At 55.4% G+C, this 20,750-nt stretch carries 19 protein-coding genes and 1 other RNA gene; 14 read left to right on the top strand and 6 right to left on the bottom strand.

The window, feature by feature from the left end; translation table 11 throughout:
- The first annotated feature begins 233 nt into the window (after positions 1 to 233).
- From modA to modC, 3 genes are all read left to right on the top strand, one after another.
- Positions 234 to 986: a molybdate ABC transporter substrate-binding protein gene (modA, locus tag ACN0VL_RS03015; protein ID WP_417614645.1), complete on the top strand. Its 753-nt coding sequence runs from the start codon at positions 234 to 236 to the stop codon at positions 984 to 986.
- A 328-nt stretch (positions 987 to 1,314) separates the two neighbouring features.
- Complete coding sequence (gene modB / locus ACN0VL_RS03010) at positions 1,315 to 1,992, top strand: molybdate ABC transporter permease subunit (RefSeq protein ID WP_417614707.1); 678 nt, start codon at positions 1,315 to 1,317, stop codon at positions 1,990 to 1,992.
- Positions 1,989 to 3,053, top strand: coding sequence for a molybdenum ABC transporter ATP-binding protein (gene modC / locus ACN0VL_RS03005; RefSeq protein WP_417614644.1), 1,065 nt, complete (start codon positions 1,989 to 1,991; stop codon positions 3,051 to 3,053). Before modB ends, modC begins: the two co-directional genes overlap by 4 nt.
- Positions 3,054 to 3,315: 262 nt before the next feature.
- Here the strand turns inward: modC and rpiA are convergent, their stop codons facing one another.
- The 5 genes from rpiA to zapA form a co-directional block, all read right to left on the bottom strand.
- On the bottom strand, positions 3,316 to 3,984 hold the full coding sequence (gene rpiA, locus ACN0VL_RS03000; RefSeq protein WP_417614643.1) for a ribose-5-phosphate isomerase RpiA: 669 nt from the start codon (positions 3,982 to 3,984) through the stop codon (positions 3,316 to 3,318).
- 120 nt (positions 3,985 to 4,104) lie between these two features.
- Entirely contained in the window at positions 4,105 to 4,704 is a 600-nt protein-coding gene (locus ACN0VL_RS02995) for a 5-formyltetrahydrofolate cyclo-ligase (protein WP_417614642.1), read from the bottom strand.
- Positions 4,705 to 4,747: 43 nt separating this feature from the next.
- Complete coding sequence (locus ACN0VL_RS02990) at positions 4,748 to 4,987, bottom strand: VF530 family DNA-binding protein (protein ID WP_417614641.1); 240 nt, start codon at positions 4,985 to 4,987, stop codon at positions 4,748 to 4,750.
- Positions 4,988 to 5,163: 176 nt separating this feature from the next.
- Positions 5,164 to 5,346, bottom strand: a non-coding RNA gene (gene ssrS / locus ACN0VL_RS02985) — 6S RNA.
- A gap of 44 nt (positions 5,347 to 5,390) precedes the next feature.
- Entirely contained in the window at positions 5,391 to 5,690 is a 300-nt protein-coding gene (zapA, locus tag ACN0VL_RS02980; protein ID WP_417614640.1) for a cell division protein ZapA, read from the bottom strand.
- A gap of 151 nt (positions 5,691 to 5,841) precedes the next feature.
- Here zapA and ACN0VL_RS02975 point away from each other — a divergent pair, with 151 nt between their 5' ends.
- The 11 genes from ACN0VL_RS02975 (at position 5,842) to ACN0VL_RS02925 (ending at position 17,891) form a co-directional block, all read left to right on the top strand.
- A complete protein-coding gene (locus ACN0VL_RS02975; RefSeq protein ID WP_417614639.1) occupies positions 5,842 to 6,408 on the top strand; it encodes a UPF0149 family protein in 567 nt (188 codons plus the stop codon).
- A gap of 18 nt (positions 6,409 to 6,426) precedes the next feature.
- Positions 6,427 to 7,635, top strand: a complete 1,209-nt coding sequence (gene ubiH, locus ACN0VL_RS02970) for a 2-octaprenyl-6-methoxyphenyl hydroxylase (RefSeq protein WP_417614638.1) — start codon at positions 6,427 to 6,429, stop codon at positions 7,633 to 7,635.
- A 4-nt stretch (positions 7,636 to 7,639) separates the two neighbouring features.
- Entirely contained in the window at positions 7,640 to 8,842 is a 1,203-nt protein-coding gene (locus ACN0VL_RS02965; protein WP_417614637.1) for an FAD-dependent oxidoreductase, read from the top strand.
- A 339-nt stretch (positions 8,843 to 9,181) separates the two neighbouring features.
- Positions 9,182 to 10,285 carry a glycine cleavage system aminomethyltransferase GcvT gene (gene gcvT / locus ACN0VL_RS02960; RefSeq protein ID WP_417614636.1) on the top strand — a complete coding sequence of 368 codons (1,104 nt, stop codon included), beginning with the start codon at positions 9,182 to 9,184 and terminating at the stop codon, positions 10,283 to 10,285.
- A gap of 33 nt (positions 10,286 to 10,318) precedes the next feature.
- Positions 10,319 to 10,708, top strand: coding sequence for a glycine cleavage system protein GcvH (gene gcvH, locus ACN0VL_RS02955; RefSeq protein ID WP_417614635.1), 390 nt, complete (start codon positions 10,319 to 10,321; stop codon positions 10,706 to 10,708).
- Between the two features lie 271 nt (positions 10,709 to 10,979).
- Positions 10,980 to 13,859, top strand: a complete 2,880-nt coding sequence (gene gcvP / locus ACN0VL_RS02950; protein WP_417614634.1) for an aminomethyl-transferring glycine dehydrogenase — start codon at positions 10,980 to 10,982, stop codon at positions 13,857 to 13,859.
- Positions 13,860 to 14,428: 569 nt separating this feature from the next.
- A complete protein-coding gene (locus ACN0VL_RS02945) occupies positions 14,429 to 15,442 on the top strand; it encodes an IS110 family transposase (protein WP_417614633.1) in 1,014 nt (337 codons plus the stop codon).
- 702 nt (positions 15,443 to 16,144) lie between these two features.
- Positions 16,145 to 16,618 (top strand): hypothetical protein, encoded by a 474-nt coding sequence (locus ACN0VL_RS02940; protein WP_417614632.1) that lies wholly within the window; start codon positions 16,145 to 16,147, stop codon positions 16,616 to 16,618.
- 164 nt (positions 16,619 to 16,782) lie between these two features.
- Complete coding sequence (locus tag ACN0VL_RS02935) at positions 16,783 to 17,100, top strand: DUF883 family protein (protein WP_417614631.1); 318 nt, start codon at positions 16,783 to 16,785, stop codon at positions 17,098 to 17,100.
- Positions 17,101 to 17,249: 149 nt separating this feature from the next.
- The gene (locus ACN0VL_RS02930) at positions 17,250 to 17,645 is read left to right on the top strand and encodes a phage holin family protein (RefSeq protein ID WP_417614630.1); all 396 of its coding nucleotides are present in this window, start codon (positions 17,250 to 17,252) and stop codon (positions 17,643 to 17,645) included.
- A 3-nt stretch (positions 17,646 to 17,648) separates the two neighbouring features.
- The gene (locus ACN0VL_RS02925; protein ID WP_417614629.1) at positions 17,649 to 17,891 is read left to right on the top strand and encodes a hypothetical protein; all 243 of its coding nucleotides are present in this window, start codon (positions 17,649 to 17,651) and stop codon (positions 17,889 to 17,891) included.
- Positions 17,892 to 17,896: 5 nt separating this feature from the next.
- On the opposite strand, the gene ACN0VL_RS02920 is transcribed toward ACN0VL_RS02925, so the two are convergent.
- Entirely contained in the window at positions 17,897 to 20,725 is a 2,829-nt protein-coding gene (locus ACN0VL_RS02920; RefSeq protein WP_417614628.1) for an HD-GYP domain-containing protein, read from the bottom strand.
- Positions 20,726 to 20,750 lie beyond the last annotated feature (25 nt).

Raw genomic sequence — 20,750 nt, 5'->3', positions numbered from 1 at the left:
GGTATTGCTACAAAGCCCCCTAAGGGGGCTTTGTCATATGTCAGCCTATGGTGTCGGAGTGAACGCGCGGACGTTTTGTGAGTTCAACAGTTTGAACCAACAGGGGGGTTGTGATAGTAAAGCTGGGTCCGCTTCTGCTGGTGCTGGCCTACGGCAGGGCAGAAAGGGGAGGGGCGTTTTCCTGACGCACCCGGCATGTCGACTGACTGATACAACCAAAGGGAAGGCAAGGGATGCAGAGTAAATGGCGTTTATCGCTGCTGTTTGTGGCACTGGGCTGTTCTGCGCCACTGGCGGCGGATGAAGTTCGGGTGGCGGTAGCCGCCAACTTTATCGATGTGATCAAGACGCTGGGCGACCGCTTTGCCGAACAAAGCGGCCATAAGGTGCTGGTGTCTTCCGGCTCTACCGGCAAGTTGTATGCGCAGATTAAAAACGGTGCGCCTTATGATGTATTTTTGGCGGCCGATGAAGAGCGACCCACCTTGCTGGATGAAGAAGGGATTGCCATTGCCGATACGCGCTTCACTTATGCGCTGGGCACACTGGTGTTATGGAGCCCGCAACAGCAGTTGATTGATGAAGAGCTGGCGGTACTTGAAGAACAACGGTTCAATCATCTCGCTATTGCCAACCCCAGAACGGCGCCTTATGGTCGAGCGGCGCAGCAAACCCTTGGCAAGCTGGGCTACTGGGATGCAGTACAGCCTAAACTGGTGCGCGGCGAAAACATTGGCCAGGCCTATCAATATGTTTACAGCGAAAACGCTCAACTGGGGTTTGTTGCCAAGTCGCAAGTGTTCAGTAATGGCCGCTTGAAGGGCGGCTCCTACTGGCAGGTCCCCGAAGACATGCACGACCCCATCGCGCAGCAGGCGGTGTTACTCAAAGACAAGCCGGCAGCACGGGAATGGCTCGACTATCTGGGGTCGCCCGCCGCCATTAGCATCATAGAGTCTTACGGCTATAGTGTTGCGGGCGAATAAGACGCAATAGGGTGAGACGGCAGAAAGCAAAAGTGCTGCCAAAGGTGACGTTTACCTTTCAGTTTTGACTGCTGTATTTATAAGTAATGCCGCATAACAGGTGTGGTTCTACCGTCATTCCCGCGAAGGCGGGAATCCAGGGCTTGTGGCGCAGGACTGTCAGTCTTCGGGCGCCTACAAAGGCACTGGACCCCGTCCCCGCCTACGCGAGGATGACGTTCCTTCGCGAGGGTGACGATAAAGGCAAGCCAGCGCCAAAACTCACATCAGTTATAAGAGGTTACTTATGTTTCTTAAATAACCTGGCTTAAAAGGAAGAAGGATGTCGTTGTCTGCGGATGATATAACGGCCTTGCTGGTTACCTTGCGCCTGGCGGGCGTGACCGTGCTGGTGCTGTTGGTGATTGGCATGCCGCTGGCATGGTGGCTCAGCCAGACTCGTAGCCGCCTCAAGACGGTAATTGAAGCCCTGGTGGCACTGCCTTTGGTACTGCCCCCCGTGGTGCTGGGTTTTTATCTGCTGCTGGCGCTGGGGCCCAATGGCATTTTTGGCAAGGCTTCCCTCGCACTGGGAGGGGGGAGCCTGGCGTTCAGCTTTACCGGGCTGGTGATCGGCTCCGTATTTTACTCTTTGCCCTTTGTGGTTCAGCCCCTGCAAGGGGCCTTTACCAGCATTGGTCGCCGCCCGCTGGAAGTCGCCGCTACCTTGAGAGCATCACCGTTTGATCGGTTCGTCACCGTGGTCTTGCCGCTGTCACGCAATGGCTTCTTAACCGCCATCGTACTGGGCTTTGCCCATACCCTGGGGGAGTTTGGCGTGGTACTCATGATTGGCGGCAATATTCCGGGCACGACCCAGGTGGTGTCGATTGCCATTTATGATCATGTGGAAACCCTGCAATACGGTCAGGCGCATCTGTTATCCGGCCTGTTACTGGTGTTGTCATTCAGCATCCTGCTCTCGGTGTATGTGCTTAACCGGCGGTTTTCGGTGGTGCATATATGACCATCAAGGCGGCATTTAACGTACAACGCGACCACTTTCGGCTGCAGGTCGACTTCGAGCTGCCCGCCAGGGGCGTGACCGCTTTGTTTGGTCCTTCCGGTTGTGGCAAGACGACCCTGTTACGAGCCATGGCCGGGCTTGAACGTTGCCCCGGTCATTTTTGGCTGGGCGAACAGTGCTGGCAAGACCAGCAGTTTTTTGTACCCACCCATCAACGGCGTTTGGGCTATGTGTTTCAAGAAGCGAGCCTGTTTGCGCATTTGTCGGTGTTGGGTAATCTGGAATATGGCTGGCGCCGGATACCCGCAGCACAGCGCCGGGCAGACAAGGCGCAAATCATCGACTGGCTGGGCCTGACTCCGCTGCTCAAGCAAAAGGCGGCCGAGCTGTCGGGCGGGCAGCGCCAACGCGTGGCCATAGGCAGAGCCTTGCTGACCAGCCCGGAGTTGTTGCTGCTGGATGAGCCGCTTTCGGCGCTGGATAACCGGGCAAAGCGAGAAATATTACCCTTGCTGGAGCGGCTGTCGGCCCAGGCCAGGGTGCCGGTGTTTTATGTCACCCATGCCCCGGAAGAAGTCGAGCGCTTGGCCGACAGGGTGCTGTTGATGGATCAAGGCCGGATAACCTGTAACGACAGCCTGCAACAGGCGCTGGCGCGGCCCGATACGCCGTTATACAAGGATGATGAAGTGGCGGGGATCATCGAAGGCCGTCTTGCCGCTCCGCTGGCCGATGGTCGTTTGCCCTTTGACTGTAAAGCCGGGCGGATCTGGCTGGCCGATCTGGCGCCGCTCACGTCAGACTCGGTTCGATTACGCATTCTGGCCAGCGATGTCAGCATCGCCCTGACACACATCTCCGGCATTTCGATTGTGAATCAGTTGCCGGCCACCGTTGCCAGCATCATACCGCTAACCAAAGGCCGGATGCTGCTGCGACTGACATTGGCTGGTGGTGAGCAGATACCGGCGCAGCTGTCTGCCTACTCGGTAGCCCAGCTGGGGCTGACGTCAGGCAGCCGATGCTATGCCTTGATTAAAGCGGCAGCATTGCTGGTTTGAGATAAGAGGGAAAGAAAGCCGTAAGCTTTACGCCGTAAGCTGTAAGTTAAGGACGACATAACCCCCTAACTGCTCCAAACACTATTTTTGCCACGGAAACCACGGAATCCACAGACGAAGAGCAACAAGGGTAACAGATGTGGATTATGGGACTAGTTTGTCTTTCTCGTCACCCTCGCGAAGGAACGTCATCCTCGCATAGGCGGGGATGACGTTCCTATGCGGGAATGACGACAGAACCACACCTGTTATACGGGGTTACTTAGCTGGCGCTGGCCAGTCGGGTTTCTACACCATTGGGAGTGCCAATCAAGAGCACATCGGCACCGCGCTCGGCAAACAGGCCATTGGTGACCACACCCACAATGGCGTTGATGCGGGTTTCAAGCTCACGGGGGGTGGTAATTGCCAGGCCGTGAACATCCAGAATATGATTGCCGTTATCGGTTACTACCCCTTCACGATACACCGGCTTGCCGCCCAGCTTGGTCAACTCTCGGGCCACATATTCACGCGCCATGGGAATGACTTCTACCGGCAGCGGAAATTTCCCCATCACGTCAACGGTTTTGGAACCATCCACAATGCACACGAAGCGCTCAGCCACGGCGGCCACAATTTTTTCTCGGGTTAATGCCGCGCCACCGCCTTTGATCATGGCCATGCTGGGGTCGATTTCATCGGCGCCATCCACATAGACTGCAAACTCGCTAATCTCGTTCAGATCAAAAAGACGAATACCCAGTTGCTGCAGGCGAGCGCTGGATGCTTCGGAGCTGGAAACCGCACCTTTGATCTGATCTTTAATAGAGCCCAGGGCATCAATAAAGTGATTCACGGTAGAGCCGGTACCCACGCCGACTATGCTGCCTGCAGGAACGTATTCGAGTGCGGCCCAGCCGGCGGCTTTTTTCATTTCATCTTGTGTCATCAGCGTTGTTTCTTCTCTGTGTTAAGGTGCGCACGGCGACCGTTCAAGGCAACGGGTGGCAGCACTGGCAGTGGCAAATACGGGTATTATAGCAATTTGGCCTTGCCTTGCATGCGGCTTTTACCAGCGCCAGTGCTGTTTGGGCGTAATCAGCTCTGGCAGGGGAATATCCCAACTGTCGACGGGAATGGCCGGCAGTTGCTGACAGTCGTGGGCCAGGCCAACCGGGCGAGGGCCCAGGCCGTGGCGCCAGGCGGCCAGAGTGCGATCATAAAAGCCGCCGCCCATGCCAATGCGATTGCCGCTGGCATCGAAGGCCACCAGAGGGGTATAGATAATATCGAGCTCGTTTCTGGAAGTCAGCAGGCGAATATCGAGTTTGGGCTCGGCGATACCAAAGCGGTTTTCAACCATTCTGGTGTCCGGCTCGTAGCGTAAAAACAGCAAGTGTCCCGGGCTGAAAGGGTGCAGTACCGGCAGGTAAACCTGAGTGCCTTTGGCCCAGTACCAGTCGATAAGCGGTTGCGGGTTTAATTCACCGTCGTTGGCCAGGTACAAGGCTACCTTGTTGGCGTCAGCCAAATGCGGGGTCTGTGCCACCTGCTGTACTATGCTGGTCGCCGCGGCCTGTTGCTGTGCCTGGCTCAGCTGACGGCGCGCCTGCCGTATGTGTTGACGTATCGTCTGTCTTTCGCTCAAAAGTACCTCCGGCCGAGTCATAACAAATTGCTCAAATACAGGAGCAAAACATTAGCTGACAGCTTTATCTCCTGGATTTACCCCAGGGGCCTGCTATCAGTTCCAGGTAAAGGGCTTCCACCTGTTCTCGAGCCCAGGGCGTACGGCGCAAAAAAGTCAGGCTCGACTTGATACTGGGATCGTTTTTAAAGCAGTTGATGTTCACCCGGTTTGCCAGCTCTTCCCAGCCATAACGCTCGACCAGTTCGGTCAGCAGTGCCTTGAGGGTAATGCCGTGCAAAGGGTTATTGGGTTGTTCTGTCATTAAAGAGGTTACCTGTTGCATGGGGAGACGTGACAATTGTAACAGGATTTTCAGGTGCAATAGAGCAGGAGTATTACCAAATATCGCAGGAAGCGATTGGCCGTCAGCTCTGCACAGTCTGTTTGAAGCACGCTATTTTAAACATGCCGTTTAAACAACAAAGCTGCTAGCTGAAAGGGATCCCCAGGGTGCCGTTGCGGGTGTGAGTCCTTGAACCGTACGGTTCAAGGCGGAAAACCGGTATCTACCGCAGGCTTCTCGGTCGGGCCGAGCATGCACAATAGTAAGTAACGCGGCTTTCCTGTGCTGTGATTATCGGCTCAGGGACGTCACCCTGCTGACGAACACCCCAGGGAAAGCTAAACTGGTGTCTAAGCGCTCTGGTTGCAGAGTTTACCAAAAGTTAGCTAACTTTGTTAGCCAGGGCTTCTTCAATGGTATGCTGCAGCAGCTTGATGCGCTGATTCATGCCGTCAGCATATTGGTTATTTTTATCTTTTTCAAGTTCAAGCTCATGGCACACATTCAGTGCCAGCATAATGGCTATTTGCTCATTCGAGCCCACCTTGCCGCTTTGCTTGAAGTTGCTAATACGCTCGTTAAGCATATCTGCCGCCCGCTGCAATGCAACTTCCTGCCCTACAGGACAAGCAATCTTATAAGGTCGGCCAAGAATAACAATATCGATTGCCGCTGTGGTCATGTGGTCCTCAGATGGCTGATTGCAGTAGACGATGAAATTCTGGCGACTATATAGCGGCGCACCATAAGTTTCAAGGGGCGGCTGGCCTGAGAGAGGTCACAATGCTAGGATCTGCCATATAAATCTCTCTTTTTTACCTATCGAGTAACTGATGAACGACAAGGCCCGTCTTAACTACGACGCATTTACTAGCTTACTGGAACATCACAACATGGTGGTGACCGCCGCCGAAGTACATGGTGTGATTTGTGGCCTGATTTGTGGCGGTATGGCGCAGAATGATCCTCGCTGGCAGCAGCACTTCAATGCCTTGCTAAACGACGACTTTGAACTGCCAACAGAGCTGAAAAAAGCAGTCAACCTGTTGTTTTCACGTGTTTATGAAGAATTGATTAATCAGAGCCGCTTCGAACTGCTCATGCCGGACGACGACGAGCCGCTAGACGACCGTCTGGAAGCCATGATGGAATGGGCCGCCGCCTTTCTGGCCGGTTTTGGGGTGGTGCAGCAGGAGCTGAACAAGGCCTCGAGCGAGCTTCAGGAGATGATCCAGGATATCAGCAGCATTACTCAGGTGTCCGGTGACTTCGATCAGGAAGACGAAGAAAGCGAAACCGCCTTCGTGGTGCTTTACGAACACCTGAAATTAGGCGCTACCCTGGCATTCGAAGAGTTTGGCAAGGGCCAGCCTCAGCCCCAGCGACCCACTCTGCATTAATAGCGACAGTTCAGCCTCATGACCCATTATGATGTGGTAATTAACGGTGGCGGCCTGGCCGGTGCCGTACTGGCATTAGGCCTGAGCCAGCTTGAGCGTGCCGATGGCTCGACATTGCGCATTGCGCTCATAGAAAGATCGGCTCCCGACCAAAACCGGCACCCGGGGTTTGATGCCCGCAGCATTGCCCTGGCCGGCCACAGTTGTGAGTTACTGCAACAATTGGGACTCTGGTCCTTGTTGCGTGATCTGGCCACCCCCATTACGGCGATTCAAGTCTCCGATCAGGGGCACTTCGGGCAGGTGAACATGCAGGCGCAGGATTACTCGGTGCCGGCGCTGGGCAATGTGATAGAACTTGCGCCTGTGGGGCAGCTATTGTATCAGCAATTACAGCAGCACCCGGCGATTGAGCTGTTTTGCCCCGCACAAATCGCCACCTGGCAACAAGCAGCGGACCAGGTGATGGTGACGCTGGATAATGACCAGCGGCTAACCACCAGCTTGCTGGTTGCCGCCGATGGCCACCATTCCCGAATAAGTCGCCAGCTCAAGCTTCCCCGTCGCCAGTTCGACTACCAGCAAAGCGCCATTATTGCCAATGTGCAAACCGCCATGCCCCATCAAGGCCGGGCCTTCGAACGATTTACACCCGAAGGGCCCATTGCACTCTTGCCCATGAGTGGTGAGCGTTGCTCGCTGGTGTGGTGTGTGTCCAATGCCCGGGCCAAGCAGTTGATGGCGTGTGACGACAGTGCGTTTTTAACCCGGTTACAGCAGGAGTTTGGCTATCGACTGGGGCGCATCACCCGCACCGGCACCCGACATTGTTACCCCTTGGTACTGGATGAAGTGACGCGGCCCTGGCATCACAGGGTGGTGCTGGTCGGCAATGCCGCGCACCTGCTGCACCCCATTGCCGGACAAGGCTTTAACTTGGGGCTGCGCGATGTGGCGGCTCTGGTTGAGCAGGTACGCCAGGCTTTGCTGGATCCATCGGAGGCAGAACACCCGGTGGATCTGGGCAGTCATCAGCTGCTCAGCCGCTACGGACAATCACGACAAGCGGATCAGGCGGCACTGGTGGGCATCACTTCGGCACTGGCCTTATTGTTTTCCAATGATCATCCCGTGCTGGCCGCGGGTCGCAACCTGGGGCTGATGACGATGGCAGCCTGCAGCTCCTTGAAACACAGCCTGGCCTGGCAGGCCATGGGCAAGAGGTAACCCGATGCAAGCAACGGATGTGATCATAATTGGCGGCGGCATGGTGGGGCTCACCCTGGCGCTGGCACTCGAACAAAGCGGTTTGAAGGTGGCGGTGATTGAAGGACAGATGCCCGACCCAACGCTGCCGGCGGTCCCCGAAAACAGGGTGAGTGCGATTAACCTGGCCTCGCAAACCCTGCTCGAGCGGCTTCACGCCTGGCCCAGCCAGCAAGAACGCCTTGGCCCTTACACCCAAATGGCGGTGTGGGAAGCCGATACCGGAGCCAGTATCGACTTTTCTGCGGCGCTTATGCATCAGTCTCACTTGGGGCACATAGTCGAAAATCGCCTGCTGCAGCACAGCCTGCTCGAGCAGGCCAGAACCCGGCCACACATCGACTTGCACCTGCCGGCCCGCGCCCATACCGTCTCGGTGAGTGAGCAGGGCGCTTTTGTGCTGCTGGATACCGGTATTCCCATCACCGGCCGCTTGCTGGTGGGCGCAGACGGGGCCCGTTCCTGGCTGCGGGAACAATTACAACCCGGCATGATGGAGTGGGACTACGACCATCATGCGCTGGTCGCCACCGTGGCCACCGCCGAGCCCCATCAACACACGGCACGACAAGTCTTTCGTGGCAACGACATTCTGGCCTTCTTGCCGCTGGCCGACCCGCATCAGTGTTCTATCGTCTGGTCTTGTGCCCCCGAGGATGCAGCTGCACGACTGGCCTTGCCGGATGCCGACTTCAACAAGGCCCTGGCGTTGGCCTTCGATATGCGACTGGGGCAGTGCGAGCTGTTGGGCCCCAGGATGACGATTCCGTTGAAGGCCCGTTTCAGCCAGCAGTTTTGTGGCCCGCGCTGGGCCTTGATTGGTGATGCGGCGCATACCATTCACCCCCTGGCGGGGCAGGGCGTGAATCTGGGGCTGCAGGATGCGGCGGCACTTGCCGACACCTTGACGCGCCTGCACCAGGAAGGGCGCGATATTGGCGCCCTGGCCGAATTGAAATCCTTTGAGCGCTGGCGCAAAACCGAGGCGGCCACTCTGTTAGCGGCCATGGAAGGGCTTAAACGTCTCTTTGGGCTCGACAACCCCCTGTTGAAAGGGCTGCGTGGCGCAGGACTCAACCTGACCAATCGCCTGACGCCCGTTAAGCGCAAACTGGCCGCGCACGCCCTGGGGACCAGTGGTTTGCAAGCCAGCTTATCCAAAAAGTAACGCAGCTTGCCAAGAAAGCCGGAACCCGTCCGGCACTACTGGCGAATAAATACCGGACTTAAAAGGTTCGGTATTTATTATTTGCCATGTATTGTATACAGAGTGTTCAAATCAAAGTGGGCTTTAAAGCGGCCGAATGAATCCGATCCCGCACTTTCTTGCCCGAACCGCTTTTTCAGTATCATTTTTAATCAAATTTGCCGTAGAACTGATCACATTTTGATAATTTAAAAAAACTTTACACTTTGTGTGGTTTTATCCTGAGTCGACTTAAGTATAATTAAAAGTACTATCAGATTATCGTTTACAGATAATGCTTGAATACAAGGAAGCGCATTAATGACCAAGCAAACAGTTTTGCACTCGGAGCACGTTGCTGCCGGTGCCAAAATGGTAGATTTTCACGGTTGGGATATGCCTATCAACTATGGTTCTCAGCTTGAGGAGCACCATGTTGTGCGTAAAGACGCCGGCATGTTCGACGTTTCTCACATGACCATAGTCGATGTCAAAGGTAGCCAGGCCAAAGCCTTCCTGCAGCGACTGCTTGCCAACGATGTGGCGCGCATTAGCGAGTCCGGCAAGGCGATTTACAGCCCCATGCTGAACGAGCAGGGCGGCGTGATTGATGATCTGATCACCTATTTCTTCGCCGAAGACGACTATCGCATGATAGTGAACTCCGCCACCCGCGACAAAGACATGGTCTGGTTGGGCGAGCAGTCAAAGGGCTTTGATGTCACCCTGACCGAACGTACCGATCTGGCGATGATCGCGGTACAGGGCCCTAATGCCAAGGCCAAGGCCGCTCAGGTATTCAGTGCCGAGCAGAACGCCGCCGTGGCAGGCATGCAACCCTTCTTCGGTGTGCAGTCCGGCGATCTCTTTATCGCTTCCACCGGCTATACCGGTGAAGACGGCTACGAAATCGTGATGCCAGTCGACCAGGCTGTCGAGCTGTGGAATGCCCTGCAGGCCGCCGGCGTGCGTCCTTGTGGCCTGGGTTCTCGCGATACCCTGCGTCTGGAAGCGGGCATGAACCTCTATGGTCAGGACATGGACGAAACCGTGTCTCCCCTGGCGGCCAACATGGCCTGGACCATCGCCTGGGAGCCGGCCGAGCGTGACTTTATCGGCCGCGCCGCACTTGAAGCCCAGAAAGCCGCTGGCGATCAGCCCAAGCTGGTTGGCCTGGTCATGAAGGAAAAAGGCGTGCTGCGCGCCGGTACTGCGGTACGTTTTACCGACGACCAGGGCCAGGAACAACAGGGCGTTATCACTTCCGGTACTTTCTCTCCTACACTGGGACACAGCATTGCCCTGGCGCGGGTACCGCGTTCGGTGGGAGCCAATGCTGAAGTGGAAATGCGTAAAAAATGGATGCCGGTGTCGGTTGTCAAGCCGACCTTCGTACGCTTCGGCAAAGCGGTTGCCGAATTTTAAGAATCAAGTTGAATCAACAAGAGGAACAATTTAATGAGCAATATCCCCAGTGAATTGAAGTATGCCCGCTCCCACGAATGGGTACGTCTGGAAGGTAACGGTGAAGCCGTGGTTGGTATTACCGAGCACGCGCAGGAACTGTTGGGTGATATGGTGTTTGTTGAGCTGCCCGAAGTAGGTAGCACCGTCGATGCCGGTGAAGACTGCGCCGTCTGTGAGTCGGTAAAAGCCGCCTCCGATATTTATGCGCCGGTCAGCGGTGAAATCATTGCCATCAACGAAGAGCTGGAAGACAGCCCAGAGCTGGTTAACTCCGACTCCTTCGGTGACGGCTGGTTGTTCCGCATCAAGCTGGCTGACGAGTCCGATCTGGACGAGCTGCTGGATGCCGCAGGTTACGAAAGCAGCATCGACGAAGAATAATCCCGGGCCCCCTGATTGGGGGCTTCATATTGCTCCTTAGCGTCCATTTCAATGGCCAGACCCATGGCAGAGAAGGGGAAACCCTTGAAAAACCTGCGCCTCGGTTTTCTAAGGAGCCATATACATCGACCAAACCCTGCTCCAAGGTGGTGTTTGGTCGACTATATTCGACCCTGCAATCACATATCCAGACCTTGCCGGCAAGTACCCCCCAGAGGCCGGTTGTCTGTGTTTTTATCCGCACAGCTGGCCTATTTAAGGAAGTGAATAAATGACCCAGTCTTTGTTTGAACTTGAGCAGAATAATGCCTTTATCGGTCGCCATATCGGCCCGACCGACCAGGATGTGGCCGAGATGCTGGCCGTGGTGGGCGCCGAGTCGCTGGACGATCTGATCCAGCAGACGGTACCCGCCAACATCTTCAACGACCAGCCGCTGGGTATCGGTGCCAGCCGCACCGAGGTTGAGGCCCTGGCGTACCTGAAATCCCTGGCCCAGAAAAACAAGGTCAGCAAGAGCTATATCGGCATGGGCTATCACGATACCCATGTGCCTCTGGTGATCCAGCGTAACGTGCTGGAAAATCCGGGCTGGTATACCGCCTATACCCCTTATCAGCCCGAGATTGCCCAGGGCCGTCTGCAAGCTCTGCTCAACTTCCAACAAGTGACTCAGGATCTGACCGGCCTGGATCTGGCCAGCGCCTCGCTGCTGGATGAAGCCACCGCCGCCGCCGAAGCCATGGCTCTGGCCAAGCGCGTCAGCAAGAACAAGAAAGCCAATACCTTCTTCATCGCCGATGATGTTCACCCACAAACCAAAGACGTGGTTAAAGAGCGTGCCGAGCACTACGGTTTTGAAATCGTGGTTGCCCCGGCCGACGCCGTGGTTGAGCACGAGGTATTCGGTGCCCTGTTCCAGTACCCATCCACTACCGGTCAGATCCGCGACATCAAGGGACTGATCGAAAAGGTACAGAGCCAGAAAGGCATTGCCTGTGTGGCCGCCGACATTCTGTCGCTGGTGCTGCTGAAGGCGCCGGGCGCACTGGGCGCCGACGTGGTACTGGGCAACGCCCAGCGCTTTGGCGTGCCCATGGGTTACGGTGGCCCGCACGCTGCCTTCTTCGCCACCCGCGACGCTTACAAGCGTTCACTGCCAGGCCGTATCATCGGTGTCTCCAAGGACACCCGTGGCAAGCCGGCACTGCGCATGGCAATGCAGACCCGCGAGCAGCATATCCGCCGCGAAAAGGCCAACTCCAACATCTGTACCGCTCAGGTGCTGCTGGCCAACATGTCCAGCTTCTTCGCCGTTTACCACGGCCCTGAAGGCCTTAAGCGCATCGCCAACCGCGTACACCGCCTGACCGACATTCTGGCTCTGGGCCTCAAGTCCAAGGGTGTGTCTCTCCAGCACGATACCTGGTTCGACACCCTGACCGTGATCAGCGAAGACAAAGACGCCATCATCAAGCGTGCGCTGGCCAAAGACGTTAACCTGCGTACCGATCTGAACGGTGCTTTGGGTGTGTCGCTGTCGGAAACCACCACTCGCGACGATGTGGCCGAGCTGTTCGATATCTTCCTCGGCGAAGGCCATGGCCTGGACGTAGAAGCACTGGACACCAAAGCCGCTGCCGGCACCGATTCCATTCCGGCCGAGCTCAAGCGCGACAACGCCATCCTGACTCACGAAGTGTTCAACAAGTATCACTCCGAAACCGAGATGCTGCGCTACATCCACAAGCTGGAAATGAAAGATCTGGCGCTTAACTACAGCATGATTTCATTGGGCTCCTGTACCATGAAGCTCAACGCCACCGCCGAAATGGTGCCGATCAGCTGGCCGGAACTGTCCAAGATCCACCCCTTCGCGCCACTGGATCAGACCCAGGGTTATCAGCAGATGATTGCCGAGCTGGAAGACTGGCTGGTAAAAATCACCGGTTACGATGCCATCTGCATTCAGCCCAACTCGGGCGCCCAGGGCGAATATGCCGGTCTGCTGGCCATCAAGAAATACCATGAGTCCCGTAACGAGGGCCACCGCGATATCTGCCTGATCCCGAGCTCGGCCCACGGTACCAACCCGGCCTCTGCCCAGATGGCCAACATGAAGGTGATAGTGGTAGCTTGCGACAAGCAGGGCAACATCGACATGGCGGATCTCAAGTCCAAGGCGGCTGAAGCCGGCGAGAACCTGTCCTGCATCATGGCGACCTATCCGTCTACCCACGGTGTGTACGAAGAGAACATCCGCGAAGTGTGTGAAGTGATCCACAGCTATGGCGGACAGGTGTACATGGATGGCGCCAACATGAACGCCCAGGTGGGCATTACCTCGCCCGGCTTCATCGGCGGCGACGTATCGCACCTCAACCTGCACAAGACCTTCGCCATTCCGCACGGCGGCGGCGGCCCGGGCATGGGTCCCATCGGCGTGAAAGCACACCTGGCCCCCTTCGTGGCCGGCCATGCAGTCGTTAAAACCGATAAGGAAAGTCGTGACAACGGCGCCGTCTCTGCCGCGCCGTTCGGTTCGGCCAGCATACTGCCCATCAGCTGGATGTATACCGCGCTGCTGGGGGATGAAGGTCTGAAGCGTTCCACTCAGCTGGCGATTCTTAACGCCAACTACCTGATGAAGAACCTGGCCGAGGATTACCCTATCCTGTATACCGGTCGTAACGATCGCGTCGCCCACGAGTGCATCGTGGATCTGCGTCCGTTGAAAGAAACCAGCGGTATCAGCGAAATGGACGTGGCCAAGCGCCTCAACGACTTCGGTTTCCATGCGCCGACCATGAGCTTCCCGGTAGCTGGTACCTTGATGATCGAACCGACCGAGTCCGAGTCCAAGGCCGAGATCGATCGCTTCATCTTCGCCATGAAGCAGATCCGCGAAGAAATTCGTCAGGTAGAAAACGGCACCTGGACCCTGGAAGACAACCCCCTGGTCAATGCGCCGCATACTCAGGATGACGTCATGGACAGCGAATGGAACCGGGCTTACAGCCGCGAGCAGGCGGTATTCCCGTCAGCCGACGTGCGTCGCAACAAGTTCTGGCCCACAGTGAACCGTATCGACGACGTGTACGGCGACCGGAACCTGTTCTGCAGCTGCCTGCCCATGTCTGCTTACGAGTAAAGCGACCTGTGGTGATCACGGCCAGCTAAGTTGGAAACCGTGACCATCAAGTTGGAAACCGACAATTAAGTTGGAAACCCATGTAAAAAGCCCTGCTGGTTAGCAGGGCTTTTTTTATGGGGGGAATTTTGCTCAGCCATAGGTTGGGTGCAAGACAGGCTTGAAGGCGAGTTTGAAGAGGTGATGGGTCTCGAACATTCTGAAGCGCCTCAAACGCGTGATCTTGTCATACCAATCTAAGTAAAAACATGATCTATTTTAAAGCTGAGTACCAGAGGAAACAGAGTCAGCTCCCACGACACGCCATAAACCCATCCCTGGGGGCTCGGGAAATGACATCCCTGTCATTTCACGGTCGTGGGAGCCGATCTCTGTTGCCTCTCCACAAGCACCGAGTTGTCTGTAGATAGCACCTACAGGCAACTCCGCAGCTGGGGGCGGATGAAGGGATCTACTCCACCGACCATCACATGACAAGGATGATGAGATGGACACCTCTTGTGCAACCGGCGTCATTACGCGCCATATTTGGGTTACGCACTCAAATATCATCACAAAAGGTGTCCACTATGAACATTACGCTGATTGGTATCGATTTGGCAAAGAATGTGTTTCAAGTCTGTGGCGTGAATCAAGCAGGCAAGCCGATATTTAACCGCCAGGTTCGGCGTCCCAACTTACTGAAGCTTCTGCTCCAGCACCCTGATGCAACTATTGCGATGGAAGCCTGTAGCGGATCTAACTACTGGGGGAGAACGTTGCAGAAGCTTGGCTATACCGTCATGTTACTACCACCCCAGCATGTGAAGCCATTCGTCAAAGGTAACAAGAATGACCGTAACGATGCGTTCGCTATCTGTGAGGCGGCGAAGCGACCTAATATCACAACCGTCACCCCCAGAACCTTGGAGCAAACGGATATGAACCTGGTCCACCGTATCCGCGAACGACGCGTATCGGAGCGTACTCGGCTCATTTGCCAATTACGTGGCCTGCTGAATGAGTACGGTATTGTTCAGCCACGGGGGAAGGATTCATTTCAGGCAGCACTGCCCGATATATTGGAAGTAGCCGATAACGAATTGACGCCACAGGCTAGAATGTATTTTCAAGGCTTGTTGGACGAGTGGAGAGCACTCGACGAGTCGATAAAGCAACTGGAGGCAGATATACGTCGCCAGTGTCGTGATAATGAAGCCTGTCGTCGGCTGAAAGAAATCAAAGGCGTCGGTGATATTACCGCTACCGCGATGGTCGCCTTCGCAGGCAATGCACGCCACTATCGTAATGGTCGTCACTTTTCCGCTAATTTGGGCTTAGTTCCCAAAGAGCATTCTAGTGGCGGTAAACAAAAGCTAGGTAGCATTACCAAGCGGGGTAATGGTTACTTACGCTGGTTATTGGTACAGGGAGCTTGGTCGATCATCCGTCATCTAGATAAGTCCGAAGACCGGATTTCATTATGGGCCAAAACGTTGATTGAGCGCCGTGGTGAAGCACGAACTGCGATAGCTATCGCGAATAAGTTAGCACGCATTATCTGGGCAATGTTGTCTAAGGGAACGGATTACCGACTGGCTTAATCATTGATAGCAAGATTAGAAAAAAGAACGGTTTAGCAATAAAAAAAGAGTTCTATCACCCCGACGAACTGCACGAGGATGTAACGTTAATGTGGTAACAGGTAAGACCGACCCTTGCCAACGCTGTAACATGACACGGAACCTGGATTCCGCAAGGATGATTATGCTGCAAGGGTGCGGTTCTCATTAGGGCCAGAGCAGACCAAGTATGCTCACCAATATAGGCCGTATATATGTATGCAGTTTATCCTGGCTACCAACAATAACGAAAATCCCACTTGCAGTAAGCGAGGTGTCCATATATGTCATGTGTTTGAGCGCCACAGGGATGTGCTTGCAGCGTGTCGGTGGAGTAGACCCTTCGTTCGGCCTTTACTGAGCAGATAAACAGACCAGTTACTTACTCAGTTTGGTATCAGCGATGTGCAGACAATACCGGAGAAAAACGCCCCTCAGCTTAGCGCCCTCAAAAGCGGTATGTTTTTGCCGCTTGTGCCGGTCATTTTCAGCAAGGCTCTCTTCAGCAAGGCTCTCGAATACCGGGACCGAGCCCCGGAGAGGTCTGTCCTGTAAGTGCTCTCTTATAACAGATGTGGATTTTGGTGCTAGGTTTGCCTTTATCGTCACCCTCGCGGGAATGACGGCAGATCTACACCTGTTATGCGGCATTGCTTATGAACCGGATAACATGGAGGTAATACCATGAACAATTTTTTTCTTGCCCTGCTTTTTCGCACCAGTGTTTGCACCCTGGCACTGGCCTTGCCTTTTACCCTGCGGGCCGCAGAGCCGGTGGTCATAGAGCTGACCCAGACCGGCTGTCAGTTTATCGAAAGCGAGAACGGGGTGGATCACGGCTATATCACTCATGCCAAGGCCGATTGTGATCGCATCAATGCCGAGACCGCCGTTGAGCGGCTGGCACAAGCTCGCACGCTGGAGCTTGAACCCGGTCGCTATATCTTCAGGGTGCACAACAGGGATGTGCCCTACGAGCTGGGGTTCTGGCTTCGGGGGGCCGGTCTGCTGGACCGGGCACTGCTGCCTGGCGTCTCCGGCGGTGGCCTGAGCATGGGGACGAGCCGGGATTATGAAATAGAGCTTGAACCCGGCGAATACCTTTACTCCTGCCCGTTGAATACGACCCCCGACTACCGCTTGACGGTGGCGGACTAATCGATGGCCGTCATCCGTCATCTCCAGTCGTTGCACGACTCGGCAACAACCAAAAGTATTGCTGCGGACTGGCTAATTAGCGGCTTAGTGGATATGGTAAACAGGCATTGCGCATTGAATTGTTTAATACAAGATGTGTATTTCTGACGAGACAAGGAGGCGACATGAGCCTGAACTACGAAGCAGAAAGAGCGGTATTAATGGAAGACGTAAAGCAGGTACTGAAAGATGCCGAGGCGCTCTACAAGGCGGCGGTTGACGATGGTAGCACCGAAGGCAAAGCGTTAAAGGAAAAGCTGAAAGCCCAGTTGAGCAAGGCGCAGCAACAATATGCGGAGCTGGAAGGCACCGTTCTGGAGCGCACGCGCAAGGCTGCAGCCAGCACCAACGATCTGGTGCATGAAAAACCCTATCATGCGATCGGTATTGCTGCCGTGGTGGGCCTGGTTTTGGGTGCATTCTTAAGCCGTTGCGGCCGCTAACCGCGAGTGCGCCCAGCGCGTCGAGATAATGCGTCGCGCTGGGCGTGGCTAAGCAGCCCTGCCTGTTATGCTTAACAATATTTTATTTTCTGTCGGGTTGCGGTCATATCCATGCCCGACCGCACTTTAATGCAAAGGACGGTCTATTGATGAGTGGCCAAATCAATTCGTTGAAGGAGTTGCTGCATACCGTTACCGAGCTGTTATTCGTACGCTTTAAAATGGCCCGTATCGAATTTGTTGCGCAAAAAGAGCGCATGGTACGGCTGGGTATATTGGCATTTGTGGCGGTCATGCTGTTTTTAATGTCTTACATCAGCCTGTTGTTTGGTTTGAATGCGGTGTTGTCACCCGAAGCCAAAGTATGGGTATTTTTTGCCTTGTCGGCGGTCATGCTACTGCTGATGATATGGGCATTTTGGTCGATTAGCCGCAACCTCATGGGGCAGCGACGATTTTTGGCGAAAACACTGCACGAACTGCAAGAAGACGTGGCGTATGTGCAAGGCAAAAAGACCATGGCCGACTGGTCTTTAAAGGAGTAACCCATGCACAAGTCATTAAAAGAAGAACAGCAACTGTTACAGCTACAGGCCGAGGCGCTGCGGCTGAAGTTGTTGTCCAATCAAATGCGCCGCCAGCAAGAAAAGTCCGGCCCCGACTTGTTAGGGCTGGCCAGCCAGCTGCCCAAAGCCGGCTTGGTCTGGCGACTGGCCAACATGCCGCGCAAACTAAGAAACAAGCTGTTATTGGGGGCCGGCCTGCTGGCGGTACTCTACCTGCGCTTTTAACAGATTTATTCTTCCCGTTGCAAACCGGCTGCCGCCAGTATCTGCTGCTTGTTTACCTGGTCCAGTTGCTCTGCCGCCAGGTACTGCTTGGCATATTGCAGATAAATTTCCTGCTCGACAAAAAAGCGAAACAGCACCGGATCCAGGTGCTGTCTTTTCACCATGTCGGCCATGATCGACAGCGTCTTGTGCAAGCCATTGGCCTCTTTATAGGGGCGATCGGAGGCGGTCAAGGCTTCAAATATATCGGCCAGCGCCATCATGCGAGCCTGCAGCGGCAACTCGGCCGCCTTGATGCCCCGCGGGTACCCGGTGCCGTCCATACGTTCATGATGGCTGGCCGCCAGGGTTGGCACGTCACTCAAATGGGCAGGATAGTGCAGCTCGCTGAGCATGATCAGGGTATGCACCACGTGAGCATTGATGATGTAGCGCTCTTCGGTGGTGAGTGTGCCGTGAGGAATGGCCAGGTTATACCGCTCGCCCAAATGTTGCTTGAGCCTGGGTTGTTGCAGGGTAATCTGCCAGTCATTATTGGGGGCGATGCGCTCTTTTTCCGGGTAGGGGATCTGATGCTCGGGCTTGTCGGCGAGCAGGCTCTCCCGAGCCGGCAGTGGTATTTTACGGCCCAGGCGCAGCTCTTCTTCCCAGGATAATCCCACCCTGTTATCCAGAGTACGCATCCAGCTTTGTGCGGCAATGTTATCCAGGCGCGCTTGCTGGGCGGCATTTATTCTGGCATCGCCCTTATTCAACTGTGCAATAAAGGCGAAATCCTCATCAAGCTGCTGTTGTTGCTGCTGGCGTCGGGCGGCCAGTTCCGCCTCGTCTTCACCGCTCGCGACCCCTTGCCAATAACGAATATCCGCGTCGCGCTTTAGCACCTCGAAACGCATTCTTATTTCATGCAACCGGTTGTACAGGGTTTCCAGCTTGGTGGCTTTATCCAGCAGGTGCTCGGGGGTGACCAGCTTGCCGCAATCGTGCAGCCAGGCGGACAGGTAAAGGGCTTCCCATTGCTGCTCCGTTAACTGAAAGTCGGCATAGTCGCCGGTCTGGCTGTCCTGGGCGGCCCGGGCCAGCATCAGGGTGAGTTCGGGCACGCGCTGGCAATGCTTGCTGGTGTGAGGAGACTTGGCATCTATGCCTGCGGCCAGCACGCGGATCATCGACTCTGTCATCAGTTGCTGTTGCTCAAACAGCGACAAGTCCTCGAGGGCTATGTTGGCGAAGTCACAATAATGTGCAATAAAGCGACGCTTGCCGGCAGAAAGCGCGGCAGCCTCATGGCTCATCCCCAGCATGATCACGCCGTTGAGTTGCCCGAAGCGATCATACAACAGCCAGGGGGGCTCGAAACGTAACGCCTGATCGGAAAAAGTCTGCACCATAAAGGCGGACAGGGCATCCCCCGTCATCTGCTCGGGCAAGGTAATGCGGTGTTGCCGATGTTTGTCCAGCAACACCAGACTGTGCTCGTTATCCTGCTGTTTGGCTCGATAAACCAGGCAGCGGCGCCCGCCACTCAGGTGCTTGATGCCCGTGCTGACCCGCTGCAATAAGTTATTAAAGTCATCACTCTGTGATAAAGAATGCAGCTCCTTGATAAAACCGGCCAGGGTGTTATTCATCAAGGTCATGGCTTGCGCCTGGGCATCCAGCTCTTGATAGAAGTAACGGCGCGCCTTGAAGTGGGTAAAGTCGAAGGCCTGAATGGCTTTCATGTCTGCGGCCATTTGCGTCAAAGGGCGGGAAATCGCCCGGGCCGCCATCATCACCAGTGGCAAGCTCAGGATGATGATCAACAGGGTCAGCCAGGCTTGCTCACGACTGAAGGTCAAAGCCTTGGCCATGAGCGTCTGGTAGGGCACCAGAGTGACCAGGCGCAAATCGAGAGAATGATGCGGGTTGATGCCCAGGCTGAGGGGCTGTTGCTGCCCCAGCCAGGTTTCTCCATTAACTTGATGACGCCAGCTCGTGAGCTCGGGCTGGCTCGCCAGCACGGATAAACCGCCCAGGTCCTGAACAGAAGGCGAAGGGGAGGGCAGGAGCTCGCTGCTGGCCAGTATGTCTAGCCCGGGAGCTTGCAGCAGCAAGGTGTGGGACTGGGGAGAACCTTCTTTAAGGGCATGATTCAAGTCGGTTAACAACAGATCGGCCGCCCATACTCTTTGCTGGCCGGTATCGCCAATGGATAGGGTCAGCCCCAGGACATTATTGGCGGCATGAAAGCGATAGGGAGCCGTCAGGTGCAAGCCCTGCTGAGCCAGGGTTGGAATAAACCAGGGCCGACTTCGCACATCGAACGGCACGGCATTGGCGGGGGCGTCAACCACACCCTGGTCGAGTAACTGGTGGTGTTGATCAAAATAGAAGCGTCGGGTAGCCGCTTGAGGTGACAGGATTTCTAATATCAACTCGGTTGCCAAAGGAGCAGCAAGCGCAGTGCGCCTGGCGTGATCCGATACCCGGCGAAAGAACAGCCCCCGACCATCGGGTTCGCCCACATAAAAAGCAACCACGTGGGGATTGGCCAGCAGCAAGGGATGCAGCAGCGGCCACCAGCGGCCAGGATCTGACTCGGCACTGGCCAGGGTGACCCCATTGCTTTGCATCAGGGTCAGGCCGGTATTGATATTCTGCAGGCTGTGCTCCAGCCGTTGACTGAGCCGGTGGCCCAGCGCGTCCAGACGCTGCTGGCTGTTGGCCAGGATATAGACGCTGTTATGGCGATGCTGGGCATAAATCAGCACACTGCCCAGCAATATAACCAAAGCAGAAAACAGGCAGGTAATGTACACCCGCAAACTAAAACGCGCATAAACCCACGGCATGATGATCATCCTGTTCAATCAATGC

This window comes from Oceanisphaera sp., assembly GCF_048268965.1.
Lineage (GTDB): Bacteria > Pseudomonadota > Gammaproteobacteria > Enterobacterales > Aeromonadaceae > Oceanimonas.
This window is presented reverse-complemented; position numbering and strand designations above follow the sequence as displayed.